Annotated in this window: 16 protein-coding genes; 3 read left to right on the top strand and 13 right to left on the bottom strand. The window is 45.9% G+C overall.

Going from position 1 to position 22,629, the window contains the following annotated elements:
* Positions 1 to 5 precede the first annotated feature (5 nt).
* The 10 genes from PQG66_RS05350 to PQG66_RS05305 form a co-directional block, all read right to left on the bottom strand.
* A complete protein-coding gene (locus PQG66_RS05350) occupies positions 6 to 923 on the bottom strand; it encodes an ABC transporter permease (RefSeq protein ID WP_272035872.1) in 918 nt (305 codons plus the stop codon).
* Between the two features lie 105 nt (positions 924 to 1,028).
* On the bottom strand, positions 1,029 to 2,594 hold the full coding sequence (locus PQG66_RS05345) for an ABC transporter substrate-binding protein (RefSeq protein ID WP_272035870.1): 1,566 nt from the start codon (positions 2,592 to 2,594) through the stop codon (positions 1,029 to 1,031).
* Between the two features lie 2 nt (positions 2,595 to 2,596).
* Positions 2,597 to 3,802 (bottom strand): M20 metallopeptidase family protein, encoded by a 1,206-nt coding sequence (locus PQG66_RS05340; protein WP_272035868.1) that lies wholly within the window; start codon positions 3,800 to 3,802, stop codon positions 2,597 to 2,599.
* A gap of 20 nt (positions 3,803 to 3,822) precedes the next feature.
* Positions 3,823 to 4,551: a FadR/GntR family transcriptional regulator gene (locus PQG66_RS05335; protein WP_272035866.1), complete on the bottom strand. Its 729-nt coding sequence runs from the start codon at positions 4,549 to 4,551 to the stop codon at positions 3,823 to 3,825.
* Between the two features lie 220 nt (positions 4,552 to 4,771).
* Positions 4,772 to 5,485 carry a glycosyltransferase gene (locus PQG66_RS05330; RefSeq protein ID WP_272035865.1) on the bottom strand — a complete coding sequence of 238 codons (714 nt, stop codon included), beginning with the start codon at positions 5,483 to 5,485 and terminating at the stop codon, positions 4,772 to 4,774.
* 161 nt (positions 5,486 to 5,646) lie between these two features.
* Positions 5,647 to 6,732: a Gfo/Idh/MocA family protein gene (locus PQG66_RS05325; RefSeq protein ID WP_272035863.1), complete on the bottom strand. Its 1,086-nt coding sequence runs from the start codon at positions 6,730 to 6,732 to the stop codon at positions 5,647 to 5,649.
* 11 nt (positions 6,733 to 6,743) lie between these two features.
* On the bottom strand, positions 6,744 to 7,667 hold the full coding sequence (locus tag PQG66_RS05320; protein WP_272035861.1) for an AraC family transcriptional regulator: 924 nt from the start codon (positions 7,665 to 7,667) through the stop codon (positions 6,744 to 6,746).
* 40 nt (positions 7,668 to 7,707) lie between these two features.
* Positions 7,708 to 8,721, bottom strand: coding sequence for a Gfo/Idh/MocA family protein (locus PQG66_RS05315; RefSeq protein ID WP_272035859.1), 1,014 nt, complete (start codon positions 8,719 to 8,721; stop codon positions 7,708 to 7,710).
* 336 nt (positions 8,722 to 9,057) lie between these two features.
* Positions 9,058 to 14,328 (bottom strand): S8 family peptidase, encoded by a 5,271-nt coding sequence (locus PQG66_RS05310; protein WP_272035857.1) that lies wholly within the window; start codon positions 14,326 to 14,328, stop codon positions 9,058 to 9,060.
* Positions 14,329 to 15,113: 785 nt separating this feature from the next.
* Positions 15,114 to 16,571 carry an alpha-L-fucosidase gene (locus PQG66_RS05305; protein WP_272035855.1) on the bottom strand — a complete coding sequence of 486 codons (1,458 nt, stop codon included), beginning with the start codon at positions 16,569 to 16,571 and terminating at the stop codon, positions 15,114 to 15,116.
* A gap of 118 nt (positions 16,572 to 16,689) precedes the next feature.
* On the opposite strand from PQG66_RS05305, the gene PQG66_RS05300 reads away from it, so the two are divergent.
* Both PQG66_RS05300 and PQG66_RS05295 read left to right on the top strand, forming a co-directional pair.
* Positions 16,690 to 17,535: an AraC family transcriptional regulator gene (locus PQG66_RS05300; RefSeq protein ID WP_272035853.1), complete on the top strand. Its 846-nt coding sequence runs from the start codon at positions 16,690 to 16,692 to the stop codon at positions 17,533 to 17,535.
* Between the two features lie 85 nt (positions 17,536 to 17,620).
* Entirely contained in the window at positions 17,621 to 17,755 is a 135-nt protein-coding gene (locus tag PQG66_RS05295) for a hypothetical protein (RefSeq protein WP_272035851.1), read from the top strand.
* A gap of 227 nt (positions 17,756 to 17,982) precedes the next feature.
* Here PQG66_RS05295 and PQG66_RS05290 read toward each other — a convergent pair whose 3' ends face one another.
* Both PQG66_RS05290 and PQG66_RS05285 read right to left on the bottom strand, forming a co-directional pair.
* Positions 17,983 to 18,276: a DUF3817 domain-containing protein gene (locus PQG66_RS05290; RefSeq protein WP_272035849.1), complete on the bottom strand. Its 294-nt coding sequence runs from the start codon at positions 18,274 to 18,276 to the stop codon at positions 17,983 to 17,985.
* 253 nt (positions 18,277 to 18,529) lie between these two features.
* On the bottom strand, positions 18,530 to 19,498 hold the full coding sequence (locus PQG66_RS05285; protein WP_272035847.1) for a LacI family DNA-binding transcriptional regulator: 969 nt from the start codon (positions 19,496 to 19,498) through the stop codon (positions 18,530 to 18,532).
* Between the two features lie 167 nt (positions 19,499 to 19,665).
* Here PQG66_RS05285 and PQG66_RS05280 point away from each other — a divergent pair, with 167 nt between their 5' ends.
* Complete coding sequence (locus tag PQG66_RS05280) at positions 19,666 to 21,099, top strand: glycoside hydrolase family 1 protein (protein ID WP_272035845.1); 1,434 nt, start codon at positions 19,666 to 19,668, stop codon at positions 21,097 to 21,099.
* 334 nt (positions 21,100 to 21,433) lie between these two features.
* On the opposite strand, the gene PQG66_RS05275 is transcribed toward PQG66_RS05280, so the two are convergent.
* Entirely contained in the window at positions 21,434 to 22,597 is a 1,164-nt protein-coding gene (locus PQG66_RS05275; RefSeq protein WP_272035843.1) for an MFS transporter, read from the bottom strand.
* Positions 22,598 to 22,629 lie beyond the last annotated feature (32 nt).

Below are 22,629 nucleotides of genomic sequence, written 5' to 3'. Positions count from 1 at the left end.
TCCTTCTAGTCATATTTGATACGCGGGTCCAGCAGTCTATAAGACACGTCCGTTAGAATATTAACAACAACAACAATAATGGCAATTACAAACACCGCGGCTTGCACAATGGCCATGTCATGCGTATTCACGGCTACAACCAGCAACTGACCCAAACCAGGCCAGGAAAATACCGTTTCGGTAATCAGGGTGCCCCCGATCAAACTTGTAAACTGAAGGCTCATAATCGTGACAACCGGAATCAAACCATTGCGAAATGCATGTTTTACAATTACGGTTAATCGGCCAAGTCCTTTGCTGCGTGCTGTGCGAATGTAATCCTGATTCAATATTTCCAACATGCTTGATCGAATGAGACGTGTCATCTGTGCAGCCAACCCGACTCCAAGGGTAAATGCCGGTAGAATCAGGTGTGACAAGCCACCGCGTCCCGATACGGGCAACACCCCAAGGATGACCGAAAACAAAAGAATCAGCATAATTCCCATCCAGAAGTTAGGCATCGCCTTGCCAACAACGGAAATACCTGAAATGAGGAGGTCGGTAAACGAGTTTCGTTTCACCGCAGAAATAACGCCCAGCGGCACAGCCATCATTATTGCAAATATCATCGCTGCAGCAGCAAGCTCGAAGCTGGCAGGCAATCGTTCAAGTACCAGTTCAAGTGCGGGCTGACCGTAGCGGAAGGATTGGCCGAAATCCCCTTGAATGGCATTGCCCAAAAACTTGATATATTGTGTGTACAGCGGCTGGTCCAGGCCCAGTGCCTGTGTTAACACTGCCCGATCTTCTGCTGTTGCAGTTTCAGGTAGCATCAGAGCAACAGGATCTCCTGTTACGCGGACCAGAACAAATACGATTAAAGAAACGATAAAAAGCACTGGAATAATCTGTAACAGAGATCTGAAAACATATTTTACCACTTCCGATTCACCTCCCCTTTTAAAAAAAGAACGGCAGGAACCTGTTTCATTCGGTCCCTGCCGTTCACAGCTCATCCTTGCAATGACAGGTGGTTTAGCCTGATGTTACTTTGCAGCAGGTGTAATCTCGTCCGCATAGAACATTTCGTCACTGCGCGGTGCAAAGTTCACTTTGTCATTGGTTCCATAAACGCCTTCCATCTGATACAAATATACGGCTGGGCGCTCTTCTGCAAAAATCTGCTGTACTTGTTGATATTCTTTTTCACGGGATTCAGGATCCATGTTCACAAGTGCAGATTGCAGCAGTTTCTCTACTTCCGGATTGTTGTAGTCGGATTCTCCTTTAGCTTCTTCCTTCATGTATCGGTTATAGTTATTTGAAGCATCAAATAGGGAGTTTCCGATACCAATCATGAAAATTTCCTTGAACGATTTGGAGCTATAACGCTCGCTGAATGCACTCGGCTCAAGTACGTCCAGATTAATTTTGAATCCGGCTTGGTCTAGCATCGCAGCAACCACTTCAGCCTGTTCCTTGTACTGGGAAGAAACGGAGATGGTCATCTCTGCTTCCCCTTCAGCGTAACCTGCTTCTTTCAGAAGTTGCTTTGCTTTCTCCAGGTCGTACAGAGATGCCTTGTACAAGGATGGATCTGCCCCAAAGTTGCCAGGTGTTACGGATGTTCTTGTAACGATACCTGCTCCGCCCGCTATGCTATCTACAATCCCTTGTTTGTCAATGGCTAAATCAATTGCCTCACGAACTTTTGGATCAGCTGTAATGCTGCCTTCGGTTTGTCTGAAGATCAGTTGAAGAACACGTTGAATCGGCGCTTTCACAATCTTTTTATCCGCTTCGCCTTCAATTCTAGCAATGTCCGTCGACGGGATCGATGCTGCAACGTCAACTCCGCCAGCTAACAACTCGGATACACGCGTGGAAGCTTCAGGGATGACGCGGAACACCACGGTATTCCACTTCGGTTCATCACCGAAATAGCTTTCATTTTTCACAAGCTCTACACGGTCGTCTTTGGTCCATTTACTGAACTTGTATGGTCCTGTACCTACTGGCTCTTTCAGGAACGTGTCCATACCCTTGTCTGCAATATATTTGGCAGGCAGAATGCCAGCTCCCATTTTGGATAAACGGTTAAGAAGCAGCGGGTCCGGTCCATCGGTAATAATGTCTACCGTTAGCTCATCTACCTCTTTCACTTCAACAATGTTTTTAAAATAACTGTTTTGTTTAAGTGTATTGTCTTTGGCTACACGCTCGAGGGTGTACTTCACATCTGCCGATGTGAACGGATCTCCATTATGGAACGTCACCCCTTCACGCAGCTTGAATCTCCATGTGGTATCATTCACTTGCTCCCATGATGTAGCGAGTCCAGGTACTTTTTTCTGCTCACTGTCATTTTTGATCAAATAATCAAACACGTTAACGATTACAGCTTCACTAGCTGTGTTGTTATTGTTATGAGGATCAAAACTCTCAATGTCTGTTGCTGCCGCTATGGTTAACGTGCTGCTTGCAGTTGCACCTTCGCTTCCGCTTCCCTCGGATGTTGTTGCCGTACCTTGGCTACCTCCGCTGCATGCACTTAACACCATCACGATTGCCAGTAATGTAATCCACAAGCCTGTCCATTGTTTCTTTTTCATTGTCATTCTTCCCCCTTGGAAGTTGTATTTCTTGCCAGATATTCAAGTGCAATTGCTGACAACAAGCCTACGCCGTAAGGCATAACCGTTTCGTCAAGATCAAATTTCGGGTGATGAAGCGGATATCGTGTACGCTCCTCTTCGTTGCCCGATCCCAACCGAAAAAACACACCAGGCACATGCTCGCAATAAAAAGCGAAATCTTCGCCGCCTGTTGAAGGTTTAATATAACTCCACCCCTTCTGCGCGTTCACCTCTTCACAAACATCCGTCAGGAGATCAACCATACCCAGGTCGTTCACGACCACCGGATAACCGTCACCATAGACGACTTCACATTCAGCCCCGAATGAACCGCAGATACCGCTCACCACTTGTTGGATCAGAGCTGGCATCCGTTCCCTCACAGCAGGAGATAAGGTGCGAACCGTTCCAATCATCTCCACTTCAGGTGCAATGGCGGTGCCCATGTAACCCCCGGTAATTTTACCAATCGTGACGACTACTGGCTCAAGTGGATCAACCATGCGACTGACGATGTTCTGGAGTGCGGTAATGACCTGAGCTGATACGGCAATGGCATCAACACCTTCATGCGGACGAGCCGCGTGCCCACCCTTACCATGAATCTTAATAACAAGCGGATCAGCCGATGCAAAGGCAACCCCTTGGCTGACACCGACAGTCCCCGTATCCTGGCCAGGCGTCATATGTAAACCGGCAATGGCATCTACTTTTGGGTTTTCAAGTACTCCATCCTGGATCATGGATCTTGCGCCGGCTAGTCCTTCTTCGGCGGGCTGAAAAATAAATTTGATGTTGCCTGATTTGGGTCTGCCAAGCCCTGTAAGCAGTTCGGCCGCTCCCATCAGAATGGATGTGTGCGCATCATGACCACATAGATGTGCCTTGCCCTTCACGGTTGAACGATATTCCACCGATTTCAGATCTTCAATAGGTAGAGCGTCCATATCAGCTCGAAGGGCAAAGGTAGGTCCATCTGTCTCTCCACGAAGAAGGCCCGTTACACCGGTCTGTCCAACATGGCGTGTAACCTCAAGTCCAAGGCTCTCCAGATGCTCGGCTACAATGGTCGAGGTTCGATGTTCCTCATAACCAATCTCCGGATGGCGATGCAAGTCCCTGCGCCAAGCACTTAACTTGGCTTGTAATGGCTGAGCCTTCTGTATTAACTCAGATTGTTTCATTGAATGTCATTCCCTTCATGTTACTCGGATTCGGACACCAGCCGGGCATAGATCGCATCGGCCGAAAATGCAATATGCCTTTTCATCGTATCCCGTGATCTTACGCTGTCTCTCGCCTTCAGAGCTTCAAGAATCTCCATATGTACTTCGTAGTTCACAGAACGAATTCGCTCGTTATATGGCATCAGATCCAGTGCCGGATTAATCTTGGTACGAATTTGTCTGACAGCTCTTTCGCAGTAAGGATTGCCAGACGCTTTGGCTATGGTCAGATGAAATTTCACATCCAGTGCCCGGAACCATTCCCTCGTGCAGTCCGGCTCAATGCTTTGCTCCATATAGTTGTAGAGCAGTTCCAGTTCGTCAGCGGTGATTCGCTCAGCAGCGAGGAAAGCTGACTCCGGCTCGATAATCGTTCGGTATTCAAATACCCTGAGCATCTTAGCCCAATCCTGCTTAATCTCTTCTTTGGTGCGTTTATGAGAATTGGCTGTCAGCGGTAGAACAAAAGTTCCACCTTTAGCACCTACTCTTTTTTCAATTAGCCCTTTATTTTCCAGAGCGGAGAGTGCTTCACGAACCGTTATGCGGCTCACGTCAAACATCTCGGCTAAATCCCGCTCTGTGGGAAGCTGCTCCTCACTCATTAACTCTTTTAAAATAATGGCTTCCTCCAGCTGTTCTCGAATAAATTCACTAACCTTCTTAGTGGATACTTTCTCGAATCGAAAGGAGAATGGATTAGACATCAGAACACTCCGATCTGTAAATGGTCTAGACCTTATACCATTAATATAATTCCGACTAAACTTATATGCAATACTTTTTTTAATAAAATGCCAGATTTAATTTTAATGTTGGATTGAGACATCCCTCTCACATATCGAAGAGCATTGAGAAACAAAGAAAAAAAGACGCTCCGCTGATAGCGAGAACCTCTTTCATTAAGGGGAATTTTGATGTCATACACTAGCGTTCTTTATTGGCAAAAGGTCTGAAATTCTCAGTCACGGCAAGACGTTCACTTCCTTCGAGATAGAACTGATCCTCCGCTCTCCAGGTATGACTATTTTTGTTCTGACGGCGAAGATACACATAATTGTAAGGTGAGGTCGCGTACGTTTTGTAGCCTCTTTTCCTGCATTGTCTCAGAAATGTAACATCCTCTCCAACGGAACGATCGGTGAATCGCACTCTTTTTAATACCTTTTTTCTAAATAACAGCGTACCTCCTTGCACAAATTCCGAAGGTTTATTCTTCTCTGCAGGAGACCTCATCAATAAGGTTCGGGAGCCTTCCAAATAAACTAGACAAGAGTGTTTACCCACAATATCACTTCCGGTCTTCCGAAGTGCGCGCACTTGTTCTTCTAGATAATAAGGAGAGTAATAGTCATCGTCATCCATCTTGGCAATGAGTGAGAAGCGGGCTCTTGTGATGCCGGCGTTCAAGCATTGTCCTAGGGATATACGCTCAGGTACCCGGTATACGTGGACATTCGGGTATTTCTTTATCTTTTTCCGAACTAAACGCATGTTCATGCTGTCCAGATTCAGAATTATAATGAGTTCTTTCCACTTGTATCGCTGACGACTATAATTTTGCAGTATATTGTCCAGAAATTGTGGGCGGTTGGTGCAGACAACGATGGATACACCCAGAGGCGTACGATTTTTAGTCAAAACATTCCCCTCTTTTCAGATCATGATCTATCATCCTATGTGCTGGATTCATAACAGGTATAGACAGCTCCCTCTGGTTCTGGAAAATAACACAAAAAACCTCCGCCCTGATAAATAGGGACAAAGGTTTTTGCTGAATAACATTTTTGTTTGGTCTAATCTTAATTGTTGAAATAGACGGCTTTGCCCGTACGTGCCGATTCATAGATGGCTTCCAAAATCTGCGATACGACCAGCGCTTGCTTAGGTGTGACTACAGGTTCCAGGTCCTGATCGATGGCTTCAATCCATTTTCGCATCTCGACATCAGGGGCATCTTCGGATTGACCTTCATAGAAGTCCACGCCACCGGAGCTAAGTTCAATCTCTTGAGTATATAAACGGCTGAACTTCTCACCATTGATACGTAGTCCATTTTTCATATCGGCACCAGCTTCGGTACCACTCAAGCTGCACTTCGCCTCGTCTACATCCAATGAGTTCAGCGCCCAACTGGATTCGAGTATGATGGTCGCTCCGTTTTCCATCACGATCATACCGAAGGCCGAATCCTCTACCGAGAACTTCTGCGGGTCCCATGGTCCCCAAGCATTGGCTGCATTTTCCCTCTGAGAGAGTTCATGATGTGTCGTTCCTAATACGACTCTCGGCTGATAATTGTCCATCATCCATAACGTCAGATCGAGTGCATGTGTTCCGATATCAATCAGTGGGCCGCCACCCTGTTTCTCTTCATCCAGAAACACACCCCAAGTGGGCACGGCTCTTCTTCGAATGGCATGGGCTTTAGCAAAATAAATCGAACCTAGCACACCCGCTTCACACAGTTGCTTCAGAACCATACTGTCCTGACGGAAACGGTTGTTATATCCGATCGTTAATTTTTTGCCTGTACGTTCCCCAGCTTCCAACATAAGCTGGGCTTCAGCCGCCGTCTTCGCCATCGGCTTTTCACACATGACGTGTTTGCCTGCCTCCAATGCCGCAATCGAAATCTCCGCGTGAGAGATGTTCGGTGTAAGCACATGTACAATATCAAGTGACTCATCCTTTAGCAGTTCTTCATAATTCGTATAGATCTCCGCATCAGCAGAACCGTATTGCTTCTTCGCTTCTGTGGCGCGCTCCTCGACAATATCGCAGAACGCCGCCAGTTCAACGTTCGCAAGCTTACTCAGACTTGGCAGATGTTTGCCATTTGCGATCCCGCCGCAGCCAATAATTCCAATACGATACATTTTAGTCATATACGTCACCCTCACTTTAGTATTGGTTGTTTTAATTTGCGAAAAGCCGACGGGGTCATCCCGAGGCGTTTGCGAAACACAGCATGTAAATAATTGGCGTTGTTAAACCCGGAGGCCTGTGCGATCTGCTCAATGGACACCTTGCTCTCTTGTAGATGACGACATACCGCACGCAGGCGAATGTCTTCGAGTACACGGCTGAACGGCATATCAGGCTGGACTTGATAGAAGATACGCTGCAACTGGCGGCTACTGATATGCAACTTCTCAGCAACATGCTCCAGCGTCACTGCCGAAGCATGATTGGCCTGCATATATTGAACGGCATAATCATATCGGTACACCGTCATATCCCGTGCAGGAACTTCCACTCGAATCCCTCCAGTATCGTAAGCCCGAACCACTTTGAGTAAAATGCTGATCACAAGCTGTTTAATGGAGGTATAGTAGCCCACCATCTTGTGGTCACATGCTTCATACGCTTCGAGAAAACAGGACATCGCCCGATGGTAATCCTGTACCGGAACAAGCGGAAGTGTCTTCAATTTTTCAATCGTTTCCTCCGATTCCGCCGCTTCCCAAGGGTCGACTTGTTCTCTCGGTTTATGCACAATATCTACGTGAAGACATAACTCATCCATGTCCTCTTCGGCATCAGCCTCCTGATAATGAATCACACCTGGCCCGGTAAGGTAGAGCATGCCTTCCGATAGCGTATGGGATTGATCATCCATAATTACTTTTCCCTTGCCTTTAGGTATGAAATGAAATTCATATTCCGCATGGTTATGAAAATCCACGATCCGACCCGCCGGAAACGTTGTCAGATGAAATCGCAGCACACGAATCTCGTATTGCCCCCAGTTTACGGTAATATCAAGCCGCTCGAGGAGATCTTGCCGATCAAGCATTTTCCCGTACGGATACAGACTCAAGATGACTTCCTCCTTAGTGCCTTACTGAGCGAATCTAATCTTATTCACCTGATCTAGTCAGTTCTCTGAGACGGATTCGGCGACCTTCTTTGGCTGAGCGATTAGCCGCCTCCATCAATCGAGTTAATTCAATGGCCATAGCCATATTCGCGCTGTCTTCCGTATCATGCTGGATGTGGGACACCCATTGATTGAATGCGCTTTCTACATTTTCAGCAACAGAGAGCTCCGTCCAATCGGTATACTGCCCTTGTGCTGCTTTTGTGCGAATCAACAATTTCGGCTCTGGCGTACCATACAACAATGTACCCTCTGTGCCATGAACTTCGATTGTAAAAGGCGAGTGACTGTTCACAAATCCAGCTTCCACCACCCCAACGGCTCCTGATGCTGTGAAGAGTGTTGCCACTGCGTTATCCTCAACGTCTTTGCCTGTGACATAACCAAAATTGGCGTTCACATCGGTCACTTCCTGATTTAAAAACAATCGCGTTAAGTACATCGGGTGACAACCCAGATCAATCAGTGCCCCGCCCTGGCAGTCTTGCAGATTATAAAAATGCTGCGGCAGCCAGTTTGTGATGGCTCCATCATGGGATAATCTTGCCCTGACGTATGTAATTTGACCGAGTAATTGTTGTTGAAGCACCTCTTGAATGGTCGCCGTATACCCGGTATAGAGACGTGGAAGGGAGACGGTCATTTTGACTTGGTTTGCCTGAACCTCTTTCAGAATAACATCCGATTCTGCTTGTGTAGCGGCAATGACTTTTTCGGTAAAAATATGCTTTCCTGCTCTGGCAGCAGACGTGATCACCTCTTGATGGAGACGTGTAGGTGCATCCACAATTACTGCATCGATGTCCTCTTGAGCCAGCATATCTTCAAGTGAGGCATAGAAAGGCACGTTCAAGCGATCTGCCGCTTCCTGTCCGCGCTCTGGCTCTTCGTCCCATACGGCTGCCATCACCGTATCCTCATGTTCCTGCGCTTGCTTAATGTAGTCCCATGCATGAACATGCCACAAACTGATTTTGCCAATTCGAATGGTCACGAATACCTTCCCTCCGTAGTATATAATATTCTGACAAATTATCTGTAAGATATCTACAATGTGCCTTTAATGTATCTATAAGATATCTATAAGGTATCACAGGATTCATCTATTTTTAATCGGAAGTCACGACAATTCATATATAAAATCACGACATATATATCCTCTTGATAAACTGATGAAGAACGTCTAAAAAAACGACAAGCCTCGAGTTTCAGGCTTGCCGTTTTTTCAATGCGCGGATCAGATACAGATCCAGATACAGATACTGATTCAGATCCAATCTCTCGTTTTAAATTATCGGTCGGTTACATGTCTCTGCTAATCAAGTCAGGTTCAAGACTCTGTTGGCGTGCCACCTGAATTAGCAGGTTCCGATTCCGTATCCTTTCCTGCTTGCACCTCTTTTTCAGCAGCAGGCTGTTCTTCTTTTTCTTCTCCTTGTTGGGCAGCACGAACAAACAATCGTCCAGCGGCTTGAGCCTCTGCCTTATTACCTGCAACATCCTGTGCCCGGATCACAATAACTCCACCTTCAAGAACAAGAGAAGTAGGTGTTGTGTATGTCCCTGTGTATAGACCAGGCTCCGTCTCCACCAGAGGTACCTCTCCAGCACCACCAGCATTGAGATTGAGCGGCAGCTGGATGCGGAAAGAGGCTTGCAATCCCGGTTTACTTTTGAAAGAAACAGGAACACTCTCACCTGACGTAATCACTACGTCTTCCGCTGGCGTGATATCCGTAATTTGCGGCAATCCCGTTTCAACGTAAACCGCACGCGTTACTGTTGTTTTATTTCCTGCAAGATCGGTTGCCTCAATGGTAATATTATTTTCACCCTCGTTTACCAGCACACGATGACTGAACTTACTTTCCTTGTCGACTTGCACCTTCTGACCATTCACGACAAGTTTGTCGAGGAATTGTTCCACCACATTCCCCGTCACATGAACCACCTCGGTATTGATCCGACTTCCTTCTACCGGGCTGACAATGTTCAGTTGGGGTTTGGTCTGGTCTAGAATGATAATTACCGGAAGCGAACGATCCGTCGTTTTACCATCAATGATGGCCTCAGCGGTGATCACGTTAACACCCGTCCGCAGTTTCACTCCATGTGAGAATTTTCCGTTATTAACGGTTGTTGTTCCTGCAACATCCTTACCATTGTAGAACTTAATCTGTGCTCCAGAAGCAGGAGATGTTCCGGATATCGTAAAGGTAGATTGATTGGTATACGTGTTCGCTGGCGGCGTAAGCACCGGTGCATTAACAGGGTGTTTAACGACTGCACGAATCATATAATTTCCCTCTTCAGCAGGGGATAGACCCCACGCCCCACTTACGCGCTGCCAACTCCGTTCAGCATTAGTTCCGTTCTCATCCGTAGCCAAACCAGGGGCACTTGTACCTGCTAAGCTCTGAATATATACAATGTAGAAATCACCTGTCACAATGATCGGTTCCGGAAACTCTACGGATGTCCATTGATCATTCCGCAGAGCAGTACCATCGAATGGTCCCGCCAACAATTTTCCTGGTGCACCACCAGTTCCTGTCGCATCATAAACCGCATATTTAAATGCTGTCCCTCCAGGTACAGGCCATTCGGTATTCCAGAATCGGAACGAAGCCCCGGTAACCTGTGCTGTTTCAAGCTCTGGAGTCATTCGGACAGCCCATGCGTTATCAGCTGCATTAAATGCTCTTGCATTCTCGGCTGAACCATCATCATAAGCAATTTCACCAGGGAAACCGATGAATGGTTTCAACGTGACTGTGCTCTCTACCGTGCCGTTGCCTGGCACAGTCACCGTCACTTTGTTGCTGTAATAGTCGGCTGCCCGAACCGACAGGGTATAACTTCCTTCCAGCACCTGAAGTGTGAAGCTTCCATCTGCTCCTGTATGCACTTCTGCTACCTTGGCATCTTCCACCACCAGCACCGAGGCATCTGCAATCGGCTGGCCTGTGCGTTCATCCTTAACTACCCCTTTAATCTGACCTGTAGGGATTGTTTCGAGATTGAAATTAGCTTTGGCTCCGCCTCCATCAGAGATGGTCACCGTTTTGGTTTGCGGATAATAACCATACGCCTCAGCCTTTAAAGTGTAATCTCCTGCAACATGAGTGAAGCTGTACTTGCCTGTAGACGAATCTGTTTTTACAGATCTTCCGGTTTCCAGCACCGTAACGGTTGCACTAGCAGGTAGGCTCAGTGGCTCTACCGCATCTGTACCGGGTTTTTCAACAGCTGGTTCCTGTGATTTGGTTTTGTTGAATTCGGCTTTGTCTGTACGCGTAACTTTGTACCACGGATTATCATAGTTCGGTTTTGGTTTGTCACTAGCCATAACCACGGCATCATTTTCCGTTACCGCGTCTGTAGCAACACCCAGCACACGGAAATCATCCAAAAACCAGCCTGCTCTCGCAACACTGTTATCTGAGGTTAACCGGAAACGGAATTGAACTTCTTGGCCAGTCAGTTCATCCAAATCATAGAAGACAGGTGTCCACTGTTTCCCGTTGGTGCTATGCGAGAATTTGCCAAGTTCCGTCCAGGTGGTTCCTCCATCTCGGGTTACTTCAACATATCCAAAATCATATCCACCCTCGATCTCATACCAGTGATTAAAGGTTAACGTAGCCTCGGATACATCCTTCAAATCAATCACGGGAGAGATCAGGGAATAGTTGGAGCCATTTTCATACGTATTGTCGAGATCCGTCGCCCATACATTTGGCGGTGACACCGCACTCAAAGGACCGGTCAACGGGATGCCTCTCTCCCATTCATCCTTAGTTCCAGCATGCGTCCAGCCATTATCATTGTTTCCATCAAACGGATCGATGTAGATATCTTCTGGAACTTCTACTGTGATGGAAACTTCATTGGATTTCTCACTCTCATTGCCACTGTAATCCACTGCTGCTACCGTGTAATAATACGTCGTATTGGACTCCGTCGTCGTATCCGTATAGGACGTAGCCTTCACCGTGCCCAGAGACTCATAACCGGAACCTGCAGTCTCGGAACGATACACAACATAAGAGTCAAGATCCTCATCGGCTGATCCCGTCCAGTTCAGAGTCACATTCCCTAGAACATCGGCGGTTGCAGACAATGCTGAAGGTGTTTCTGGAGCGATATCATCCAGTTCCTGTACAGCAAAGTCATCAATGTACCAGCCTGATTTCTGCACTGTTCCATCACTGTTCAGATTAAACTGGATGAACACCTGTTGTCCGGCATATTCACGCAGGTCCACGTACTGTGTTTTCCATTCACCGCTTGTTCCCGTGTAACTGAGCAGTTCTTCAAACACATAGTCACTATCCTCTGAAGCAATGTACACCTTGCCAAAATCAAGATTATTCTCAAGATCATACCAGTGCTTGAAGGTCAACAATGCGCCCTCAGGACTTTCTGTCAGATCGATAGGTGGAGCAAGAAGATAGGCATTGCTGTTCGGCAGATAGGTGCCTTGAAGGTTAGTAGCAATAACTTTCTCCCCGGAATATGCTGCCTTCGGTCCACTCACAGGTGCTCCCCAGCTCCAGATACTTCCCGTGCCACCGGTTGTGAATCCGAGTTGATCCGCTTCAAAGTCCTGAAGATAACCAGGCTTCACTCCATTGGATACAGCAATGCTATATACTTTGCTCTCGAACCCATTGTTGCCGTAATCGTTGACACGAATGTAATACTCCACACCAGCTGGTTCAATCAAGAATGCTGGAATTGTTGCCGTGTACGTACCCGCTTTGCTGTCTCCTTCGATTCGACTCATCGGCAGGTAGACGTACTCCTTCGTGCCCTTCGTTCTAGCAAAAGCTTCAACGGAAACTACTGCAACATTATCCGTCACATGTGCCGTTAAAGGAATATCCAATCCGGTAAAAGCTGTATTGACTGGCGCATGCTCTAACACCGGTTCTTCCAGATCATCTCCGGCCGTAACTACTCTTCCGGAGACGGTACCGACTCCTTCAAGAACCGATCCAACAGCATCCAGCGCGTTAATGATTCCATGGCCGTACCCATTGTTTGGCGAGACAGGATACTGGCTGTCAGTTCTCGGGGTAGCTGTATCCATAATGATCTGCTCCAGTTGATCCACGTTCAGCGAGTGGTTGGCTTGAAGCAGCAGTGCAGCAAGAGCCGTTGTATGCGGACCTGCCATAGAAGTGCCGTTCCATCCACCTTCATATGTACCTCCCGGCACGGCTGAACGAATGTTCACACCAGGGGCAGATACTTCGGGTTTGATCTCATCGTATGGGGATGGACCAAGCAACGAGAAGGAAGCCAGATTACCATTGATGTCTGTTGCTCCAGTAGCAAAGCTCTCCGGGTAATTGGCCGGGTTTGCAACTGAACCAGGACCGCCCGGATTCGTCAAACGGACATTCCCTGCTGAGAATTCAGGGAAAATCTGAGCATCCCGCCAAGCCTGAACCATCGGTCTAAACCATTCATCCAGACCTGCGCCACCACCCCATGAATTGTTAACCACATCTGGAGCAAGTTCAGGATGGAGATTACCCTCGGCATCCACTGGAGCAATGAGCCATTGTCCACCATCCAGAATAATGGCATCGGTTGTCTCCGGATTGAAGATACGCACGCCAATCCACTTAGCACCCGGCGCCACGCCAATTTGATTGCTACCATCCGCTTCGGAACCCACCATCGTTCCCATTGTGTGGGTACCGTGTCCATCTTCATCAGCGGGAAGGGCCGCACCACTATGCGGATCGTACCAGCTAAGTTCCGGATCAGCAACGTTGCCTGAAGCGTCCAGCCCCCGCCATTTACTGCGAAGTGCTGGGTGGGTGTAGTCTACTCCACTGTCCAGATTGGCTACTACGATGCCTGTGCCATCAATACCTCGTTCCCATACTGCAGGTGCATTAATGTAATCAATGTTCCATTCCACATTCTCGGTCTGCTTCTTCACCTTTGAATCTGCTTCTTTCGTTGAAGGCCCATTCACAGCCTGCTGTTTCGCTGGAGATTGGGTAGCATCCTTTGCTGGTGCCAGTGTAGCAGACTGCTTGCTCGTTTCCGCCTTTTGCAGGTACCTCGTCTCGTTCGGTAAAATTTTCTCTACCTCAGGCAGCGACGCAATCTGCTCCATCACTTCTTTTGTACTGGTTACCGCGAGTGAATTCACGATAAAATAGCTTTTATATTCTTTGACCTTGCCCAGGTCAATTTCCTTTTCAAGATAATGCTCAATGGCATATTGGGTTCGCGAGGCTGTTTCGCGAAGTGAACTCACCACAGAGTTGCGAACAGACAACTTGGTTGCTGAAGGTGTTTCTTTGGCAATCGTTGCCTTTTCCATAGCTTGCTTGGAGACGGCTGCGGTGTCTACCTGTTCCTTCATTTTGACAAGATAGGTTACATATTCGCTGCCTTCGAATTCTTTCGTCAATTTGGCATTCACTTTGGATGTTGTTACCTCGGCCAGGCCGGACTTCATATCAATTGTGGATGAATTAGAATGTTGTGCAGAAACCGGAATTGCCAGTGAAAATGCAAGGAGGAGCGAGAGCCCCATGGAGACGGGTTTTCGTAAAGGCTTTAATTTAATCAAACTTTTCCACTCCTTTTACCCGGTTTTTTGGTTTGTCTTAGTTCAAGTACCCTTCTCTGTGAATGAATCCAATCATTAGTCCTGTGGCGGTGCGAGTAGTGCAATGAAGTTCGAATGCGTAGACGCCGCTCTACCTTACTTTTTGTTCATTTCAGATACAGCCTCACCTCCTTTACAGGTCTGGTTAGATGAACATAGAGCACTGGTTCAATAAGAATCGGCCATAGGTCAAAAAAATAAATGCGTGTGAAGAAATGTGCATTCGATGAGACGAAACCCTGCGTATGAAGTCTTCCTTAAATAGGTCGAGTGTAAGTGTGGTTGTGACTGTTAGTTCGAATAGGACTGGAATGTTCGTAAGCATTCATGTGGAGGATATTCAGAAGCGTTAGCAGAAAGTTTGCCTTGAAGTGGTCAATGAATTCGGGTAATTCGTACGGGTCGGAAGAAAAAATGCGTATTAAATCACATAGTAAAGTTCAATTTAAGTCTTAATTGGATTTTATTGGTATAGTATAGATTCAAAATCCAGTATGCACAAGTCCTTTATTTGAAAAAAATAGAAAATAAGTCTATATCATGCTTTTATGTGTCTATCGCCTCTAACTTTAACGCCCAACCTTTCGTATTCGCGCAATTTTCAAATGATTGAGAATCTAACATTAAGGACTTTCAACCCCCTTCCCCTCTTAACTCGTATTTATTTTTAATAAAGCACACAAAAAAGAACCAGCTCCTTCGCCAGTTCTTCTTCTCATTATACCTACGTTTGTGTCGTTTCAACTTTAATCCAGATCAATTTTGAATACGACAGGTGCGTCACTTTTTACACGTGTTGTGGTAATGGACAAAGCATTTTCATTTCTCTCCCAATCGGGCTGCTCTTCAAATCCCAGAACCTGAATTTTTTTAATTATGCCATGAAAATGCGGTGAACCTTCTCTCAGCGATCGAATACGCACAACGCCATGATCCGGGTAAACCATTACAGCGGCGTACAGACTGCTGCCTTTTACCGTAAATCGTATATCCTCCTGGGTAAAAGCCTTTGTGTCGCCGTCTGTGAACTGCCCTTCCTTCACCACTGTAGGCCCTTCACCATACGTCCGCCAGAACGATGTATCGTAGATCGCCTCTCCGTTCACTTCGAGCCACTTTCCAATCTGCAGCAGGATATTCCGATCTTCATCCGGAATGGTTCCATCTGCACGGGGCCCGATATTTAGCAGCAGACTCCCATTTTTACTTACAATATCTACAAGATCGCGAATGATCTCTTCTGCACTTTTGTAATGGTTATTTTCTGTGTAACACCATGAATTTCTCGCAACAGCCGTATCCGTTTGCCAAAAATAAGGCTTAAGCTCCGCAAATTGTCCACGCTCCACATCAGGAACTGCTGCCCCAAACATGAACGCATCATGCTTGTAATTGATCGCAACCGGGATGCCCCATTCCTCCCCTTTGTTGTAATAATATGCAGCGAACTTTTTCAGATAGGGCTTGAATGCAGCAGTATGAATCCACCAATCAAAATAGAACACGCTAGGCTGATACTCATCCACGAGTTCACAGCATCGAATAAGCCAATCTTCCAGATATTCTACTGAAGGCGGCGATCCGTTCAGGTCTTGATGATCTGGTTCTGGCATAGCGGGCCAATAAAAATCCCCGTACTGCATCGGATCTTGGATATCGGAATCAAATTGTCTACCATGTGACATGAAAAACCAATGCTCTGCACGGTGGGATGATACACAGAAGGTTAACCCCTGCTTCTCGTAGGCAGCTTTCATCTCTCCGAGCAGATCACGTTTGGGCCCCATTTCATATGTGTTATAGTGAGAGATAGAACTCTTATACATCTGAAAGCCATCATGATGCTCTGCAACAGGCATTACATATCTTGCGCCTGCTTGCTTGAACAGAGTAGCCCATTCGTCTGCATCAAACTTCTCTGCCTTAAACATCGGGATGAAATCCTTATATCCGAATTCTTTATGATCTCCGTACACCTTCAGATGATGTTCATAGGCTTTGGAGCCTTGAATGTACATATTACGTGGGTACCACTCACTATCATATGCCGGAACCGAATACACGCCCCAATGAATGAAAATACCGAATTTGGCTTGTTGATACCATGCGGGAACGACAAATTCACGAAGTGAAGTCCAGTTATCCTTGAATTTCCCGCTAGCAATCTTCGCATCAATCTGCTGCAAATATTCGATTTTGTTCATACGCTGTTCCCTTCCTTCCCTGGTAACCTACATTCGTATTGTAGTGTGACGAGAGTCGGTTGCCCATGCAGAACATTAACTATTAGATGGACGATAATAACCTACAGGGAGTGTGTCTATGGATCATCAAACATTGCTAACTACCTATTTGTCCAACCTGCAAGTGGATTTGTTCATGGTCAATTACAACCGTTGCGGCCCAGATTGGAGAGATCTGGATTACACGCCGGACTATAGCAAACTATACTGGATTTGCGAGGGTGAAGGCTGGCTTAAAATCGGGGATCAAGAATATTACCCCAAGCCAGGACAACTCTTTTTGATGCCAGAAGGGGTACAGCAATCATACTCCTCCATTAGTGATCAACCTTTTCTTAAATACTGGTGTCACTTCTCGGCCAAAGTCGGAGGCATCAATCTATTTGAGATTCTCCAATTCCCTCACATGGTCCACGTGAGCCAGCCTGAGATATTCCAAGATATTTTTAATAGCATGCTGACCTATGCCAACTCCAATGAAGTATACGCGCATCTGATGGCTAGGAGTAAACTGACGGAACTGCTGTCCCACTACATCAAAAACCTGGATATGAACCAGATTACCTACGTAAACGTACCTGTCGTTGAAAAATTGTCCACCCTGCTTACCTATATCGATGCACATATTGAAGAGAATATGTCTGTTCCGTATTTAGCTCAGATGCTACATATGCATCCTAATTATTTTATTCGTTTTTTCAAACAACAGATGGGTATGCCGCCTATTCAATACCTGACCAGCAGAAAAATTGACAAGGCCAAGGAGATGCTAAGTCACACCTCCCTTGCGATGACCCAGATTGCTGATCATCTTGGATTCAACGATTCCTATTATTTTTCAAGACAGTTCAAGAAACATACTGGTTTGAATCCGACGGAATATCGGAAGCAGATGACTGTTAACTTTGCAACAAAAAATCAATAAAATTATTTCTCAATAACATCCCACAAGTTTCAATTATGGATTAAAATGGATGTGTAACGCATTTTTGAAATACGGAGGTGAAAATATGACTAAGAAGACGCTCCTGCTACTTGCTGCTCTGTTTGTTGTCTCATCTTTCTCTGCTTTCGCATCGGCTGCACCGTCAGACCATGAGTATGGTGTTCTATCGGATCGACAAACCGGCACAGTTAAACCCTAATAATGATTCAGTGCTTCATGCTGGCACACCTAGACATACATAATGTTGTACGAGATCCTGAAACGAACGCCTATACAAAAACAACCTTCTGTATTCATACAGGAGGTTGCTTACGTTACTTAGTTTTAGTTTGCGATAGTTAACGTTAGTTCGTCTTCGGTACCGTTAGCCGAGGTTACTTAACGTTAATTAAACGTTAGTTGGTGCTATCACGCGCTATCGTGCGTTTATTGCCAATCTCTTTTTTTGAGATAAGACTCGAATACAAATGTTCCAAAAGGAAGCAGACCCGCCAAAAAACCCATCAGCCATAGCGATACCTTCCATTTTCTGACGATGCCCAGATGTACCAGTGCAATGAGATACAATGGAAATAAAATACCATGAATCATTCCCAGTACAGCTACAGCTGACGAGATATCGGCAAAATACTTTAATGGCATTGCAATAAAAACAAGCAGCAGAAGAGAAATCCCCTCCCATATGCCCGCAATTCTGAATCGACCTGTGACCGTGTTCATTCCGCTCGCTCTCACCTTTCCGCAAGATTGTTTGTGAAATATGTAACTTAATTCATGATGCTGTACAACGTTGTATTACTTGCTGATACAACGTGTGTAAGCTCTTATTCAGTATAAGGCATTCGATCCATTTACACTTACTTCAAATTTGAATAATTATTGAAATGAGCTGGAACAAATACGAACCTTATCGACCCAGCTCCATTCAGCTCGACAACTCCCTAACATTCACCACATCTCATGTTATACTTCCTCAAGTCGTTGATCGTTCAATGAAATGGTACTCCAGTGATTCTGTCGGAAGCTCTTCCTTCCCCAGCACTTTCCACAAATGATAAAATGCCTGCTTGGCTTGTTCAGCAATTGGATTATGAATCGTCGTTAGTTCGAGCACACGAGACAACTCGATATCATCAAAACCAACAATTGCGAGCTGCTCGGGAACCCTTATATGTTGTCTGCGCGCCTCACTCAATATACCGATCGCCGCGTAATCGTTAGAACAAAGCACCGCTTGCGGCATCTCGCCTGCTTCAAGCATTCGGCGCATGGCTACTTCCCCATCGGAAGAAGTGAATACAGAATATTGATAAGCTTCACGCCACACAGGCAATCCCTTGCTAGACATGAACGTCTCATACGCTTCGCGGCGACTTCTCGTATTCAGACTGCTTTTTCTGCCAAAGATATTGGCAATACGTGTGTAGCCCTTTGACACCAGATGGTCCAACGCCAATCGGTATCCTTGAGCCTGATCCATCGCAATGGAGGGAATTTCGTCGTTCCCCATTCGCTGCCATGATACGATCGGTCCATATTGCATGTATGCTTTTAACTCAATTGGATCATTAACGCAAGTCACAATTAGCAGACCATCCACACGTTTACTCCGCAGATCTTCGAAAGCCTGCAGCTCAATTTGTTTGTCACTGCGAGACATGTACACAATGGTCTGAAATCCATAGTCCATCGCGGTATCCATGAATTGGTTAATAAAAGTCAAACTTAGCTCATCGATCATCGCAGTGACAATACCGATCTGTTTTGTCTGTCCAGTGGACAAGGAGACTGCGTTTCGATTCGGTATATAATCCAGTTCATTCATAATATCGGTGATAATTCGTCTCGCTTCATCACTAACATGTCGCGACCGGTTGATTACCCGGGATACTGTGGCTCGTGAATAGCCAGAACGTTTCATAATCTCATCAAATTTAGACATCCCTTCACTCCTTTCCTGCGGATAAATGCCAATTATAATATGTCTAATCTCTTGATTGAAAAGTAAAACTTGACGTGTAACCCGTTACAACGTGTAAGCTTTTTTTGAAAGAGAATATGTATGAACGCTAGACGTTCACAATAAATGAATTGAATGGAGCGATATATATGAGCAAATCTCTGAATCAACCGTATTCATTTCCCGAAAACTTTCTGTGGGGTGGTGCCATTGCGGCTAACCAGGCTGAAGGTGCATACAATCTGAGCGGCAAAGGGTTGTCCACTCAAGACGTAGCACCCCGAGGTGTCATGGGTCCGATCACGGATGAGCCAACTCCAGACAATATGAAACTGGTCGGTATCGATCTGTACCACCGATACAAGGAAGATGTGAAGCTCTTCGCCGAGATGGGTTTCAAAGTATTCCGTACATCTATCGCATGGTCTCGCATTTTCCCTAAAGGGGACGAGCTTGAGCCAAATGAAGAAGGCTTGCAATTTTATGATGATCTGTTTGATGAGTGCCTCAAATACGGCATTGAGCCATTGGTCACTTTATCACACTACGAGACGCCTCTGCACCTAGCCAAAGAATACGACGGCTGGGTGAACCGCAAGATGATTGGCTTCTATGAGCGTTATGCAACAACTGTCTTTAATCGCTACAAGAACAAAGTGAAGTACTGGCTTACCTTCAACGAGATTAACTCGATTCTAGAATTCCCATTCATGAGTGGAGGTATCTTCACACCTAAGGAGCAACTGAGCAAACAAGACTTATATCAGGCCATCCACCACGAACTTGTGGCCAGTGCATCTGCGGTGAAGTTGTGTCATGAGATCATCCCGGATGCTCAGATTGGATGCATGATTTTAAGTATGCCAACCTATCCACTGACCCCGAACCCGGATGACGTGATCAAGGTTATGGAGTATGAACATAGTAACTATTTCTTCGGTGATATGCACGTGCGTGGACGCTACCCTGGATACATGAAACGTTACTTCCGTGAAAATGGAATCGAAATTCATATGGAAGACGGCGATCAAGAGATGCTGCTTAACACCGTCGATTTCATCTCGTTCAGCTATTACATGAGCACATGTCAGACGGCCGATCCTGCCAAACAAGTGGCTGGTGAAGGAAATCTAATTGGTGGTATCCCTAACCCATACTTGCCTGCAAGTGAATGGGGCTGGCAGATTGACCCGCAAGGACTGCGCTACGTGCTGAACATGTTCTATGATCGTTACCAGAAACCGCTCTTTATCGTAGAAAATGGTCTCGGCGCAGTAGATGAGTTAGTCACAGGTCCGGATGGCGAGAAAACGGTGGAAGATGACTATCGTATCCAATATTTGAATGATCACCTCGTTCAGGTTGGCGAAGCGTTGGAAGATGGAGTAGACATTATGGGATACACCTCTTGGGGTTGTATTGATCTCGTAAGTGCCTCCACCGCTCAGTTGAAGAAACGCTATGGCTTTATCTATGTTGACCGTCACGATGATGGTTCAGGTACATTGGAACGTTATCGCAAAAAATCCTTCCACTGGTACAAAGAGATTATTGCCAGCAATGGAAAAAGCCTGAAGCGTTAAGTTTCAAGGTGTAACATATAACCTTATCAAGGTAAAATGTATCAAGGATGCCGCAACAGTTCAACGTCGTGGCATCCTTGTTTTATTATGCGCACTTCGTAAATTCATTCAGGTACGACCATATATTATTATACTTTTTAAAACTGTTTTAATTATATACTAAATTATATGAATTCACGCCGGAAAAGCAACTCCTTTAGCACCGTATGTACCTGTTCTATTTTTCAGATAACACTCGTTAGAGTTATAAAAAAACCTCTGCACTTCCATGATAACAGTGGAAATGCAAAGGTCTTATATAAACAAGGCGAACTTTATCAGGCAGACGTTACCGTTAGGCAACGGCATGAGCATGTTTTTCTTTCATACTAATGGCGAGAACTGCAGTACCGAGTCCGGCACACACAAGGATAGAGCCGACCCAGCCAGTGTTCATAATCGATGAATGATCAATTACAAGCCCACCAATATAAGTTCCCAGCGCAATACCCGCGTGAGCAATACCGGAGTTGGTGCTAATCAGAATTTCAGATGTTTCAGGTGCAGTCTTGATAATCAGGCTATTCTGCACGGGTGTAACGGTCCAGCTGAGGGCCCCCCAGATACTTAACAACAGCAGAAAAGCAATCAGAGGCAATCCGGTACTGAAAGGGATAACAGCCATACTGATAATAAACGGAATCAGCACGATGACAATGGCTTTGGCAGGATGCAACCGATCGGACAATACTCCACCAATCCCTCCACCTGCAACAGCCGCAAGCCCAAACATCATATAGATCAGGGTGATCGCCGTTGCACTCGCACCAATGGTCTCCTGTAGAAATGGTGTGAAGTAGGCGTATAACGTTAAATGTCCTGCAAGTACAAGCAGTGTCGTGGTGTGAATGGCCAGCATTTTTGGATTCCATAGTGCTTTTAGCTGATTTTTCAGACTCACTGCGGGTGCAGGCTGTACACGGTCCATGGCAAAACCGATCGCCACCATCACCAATACAGTCAGTATGGCAATCAACATAAATACTTCACGCCATCCAAGGGCGTTACCCACATAGATACCAATAGGTACACCGAGAATCAGTGATGCACTACCTCCCATCGTAATTGTACCTACTGCGCGACCTTTATACTCAGGTTTAACGATACGAGAGGCCAGCGTCAAAGACAGCACAAAAATAAGGGAACCTGTAGCAGCTCCAAGCATGCGTCCTGCCATCAGCATGTAAAAGTTAACGCTAAATGCAGAGATCAAGTTGCTAATCAAAAATACAAGTAACGAAGCCATGTAGACCTTTTTACGCTCAAATCGGGCTGTCAGATTGAGCAGGATCGGCGCAGAAACTGCATATACCAGTGAAAAAATTGAAATCAAGTACCCGGCTTTCGCCAAGGAAAGATGAAGATCTGTGGCAATCAGGTCCAATATACCACCTAAAATTAATTCAACCGTTCCGACCACGAAAGCAGCAATGGTCAAAACATATACTTTTTTATTCATCGTTACATATCCTCCTTGCAAGTTACAACTAC

This window comes from Paenibacillus sp. JJ-100 (assembly GCF_948329825.1).
GTDB lineage: Bacteria > Bacillota > Bacilli > Paenibacillales > Paenibacillaceae > Paenibacillus.
This window is presented reverse-complemented; position numbering and strand designations above follow the sequence as displayed.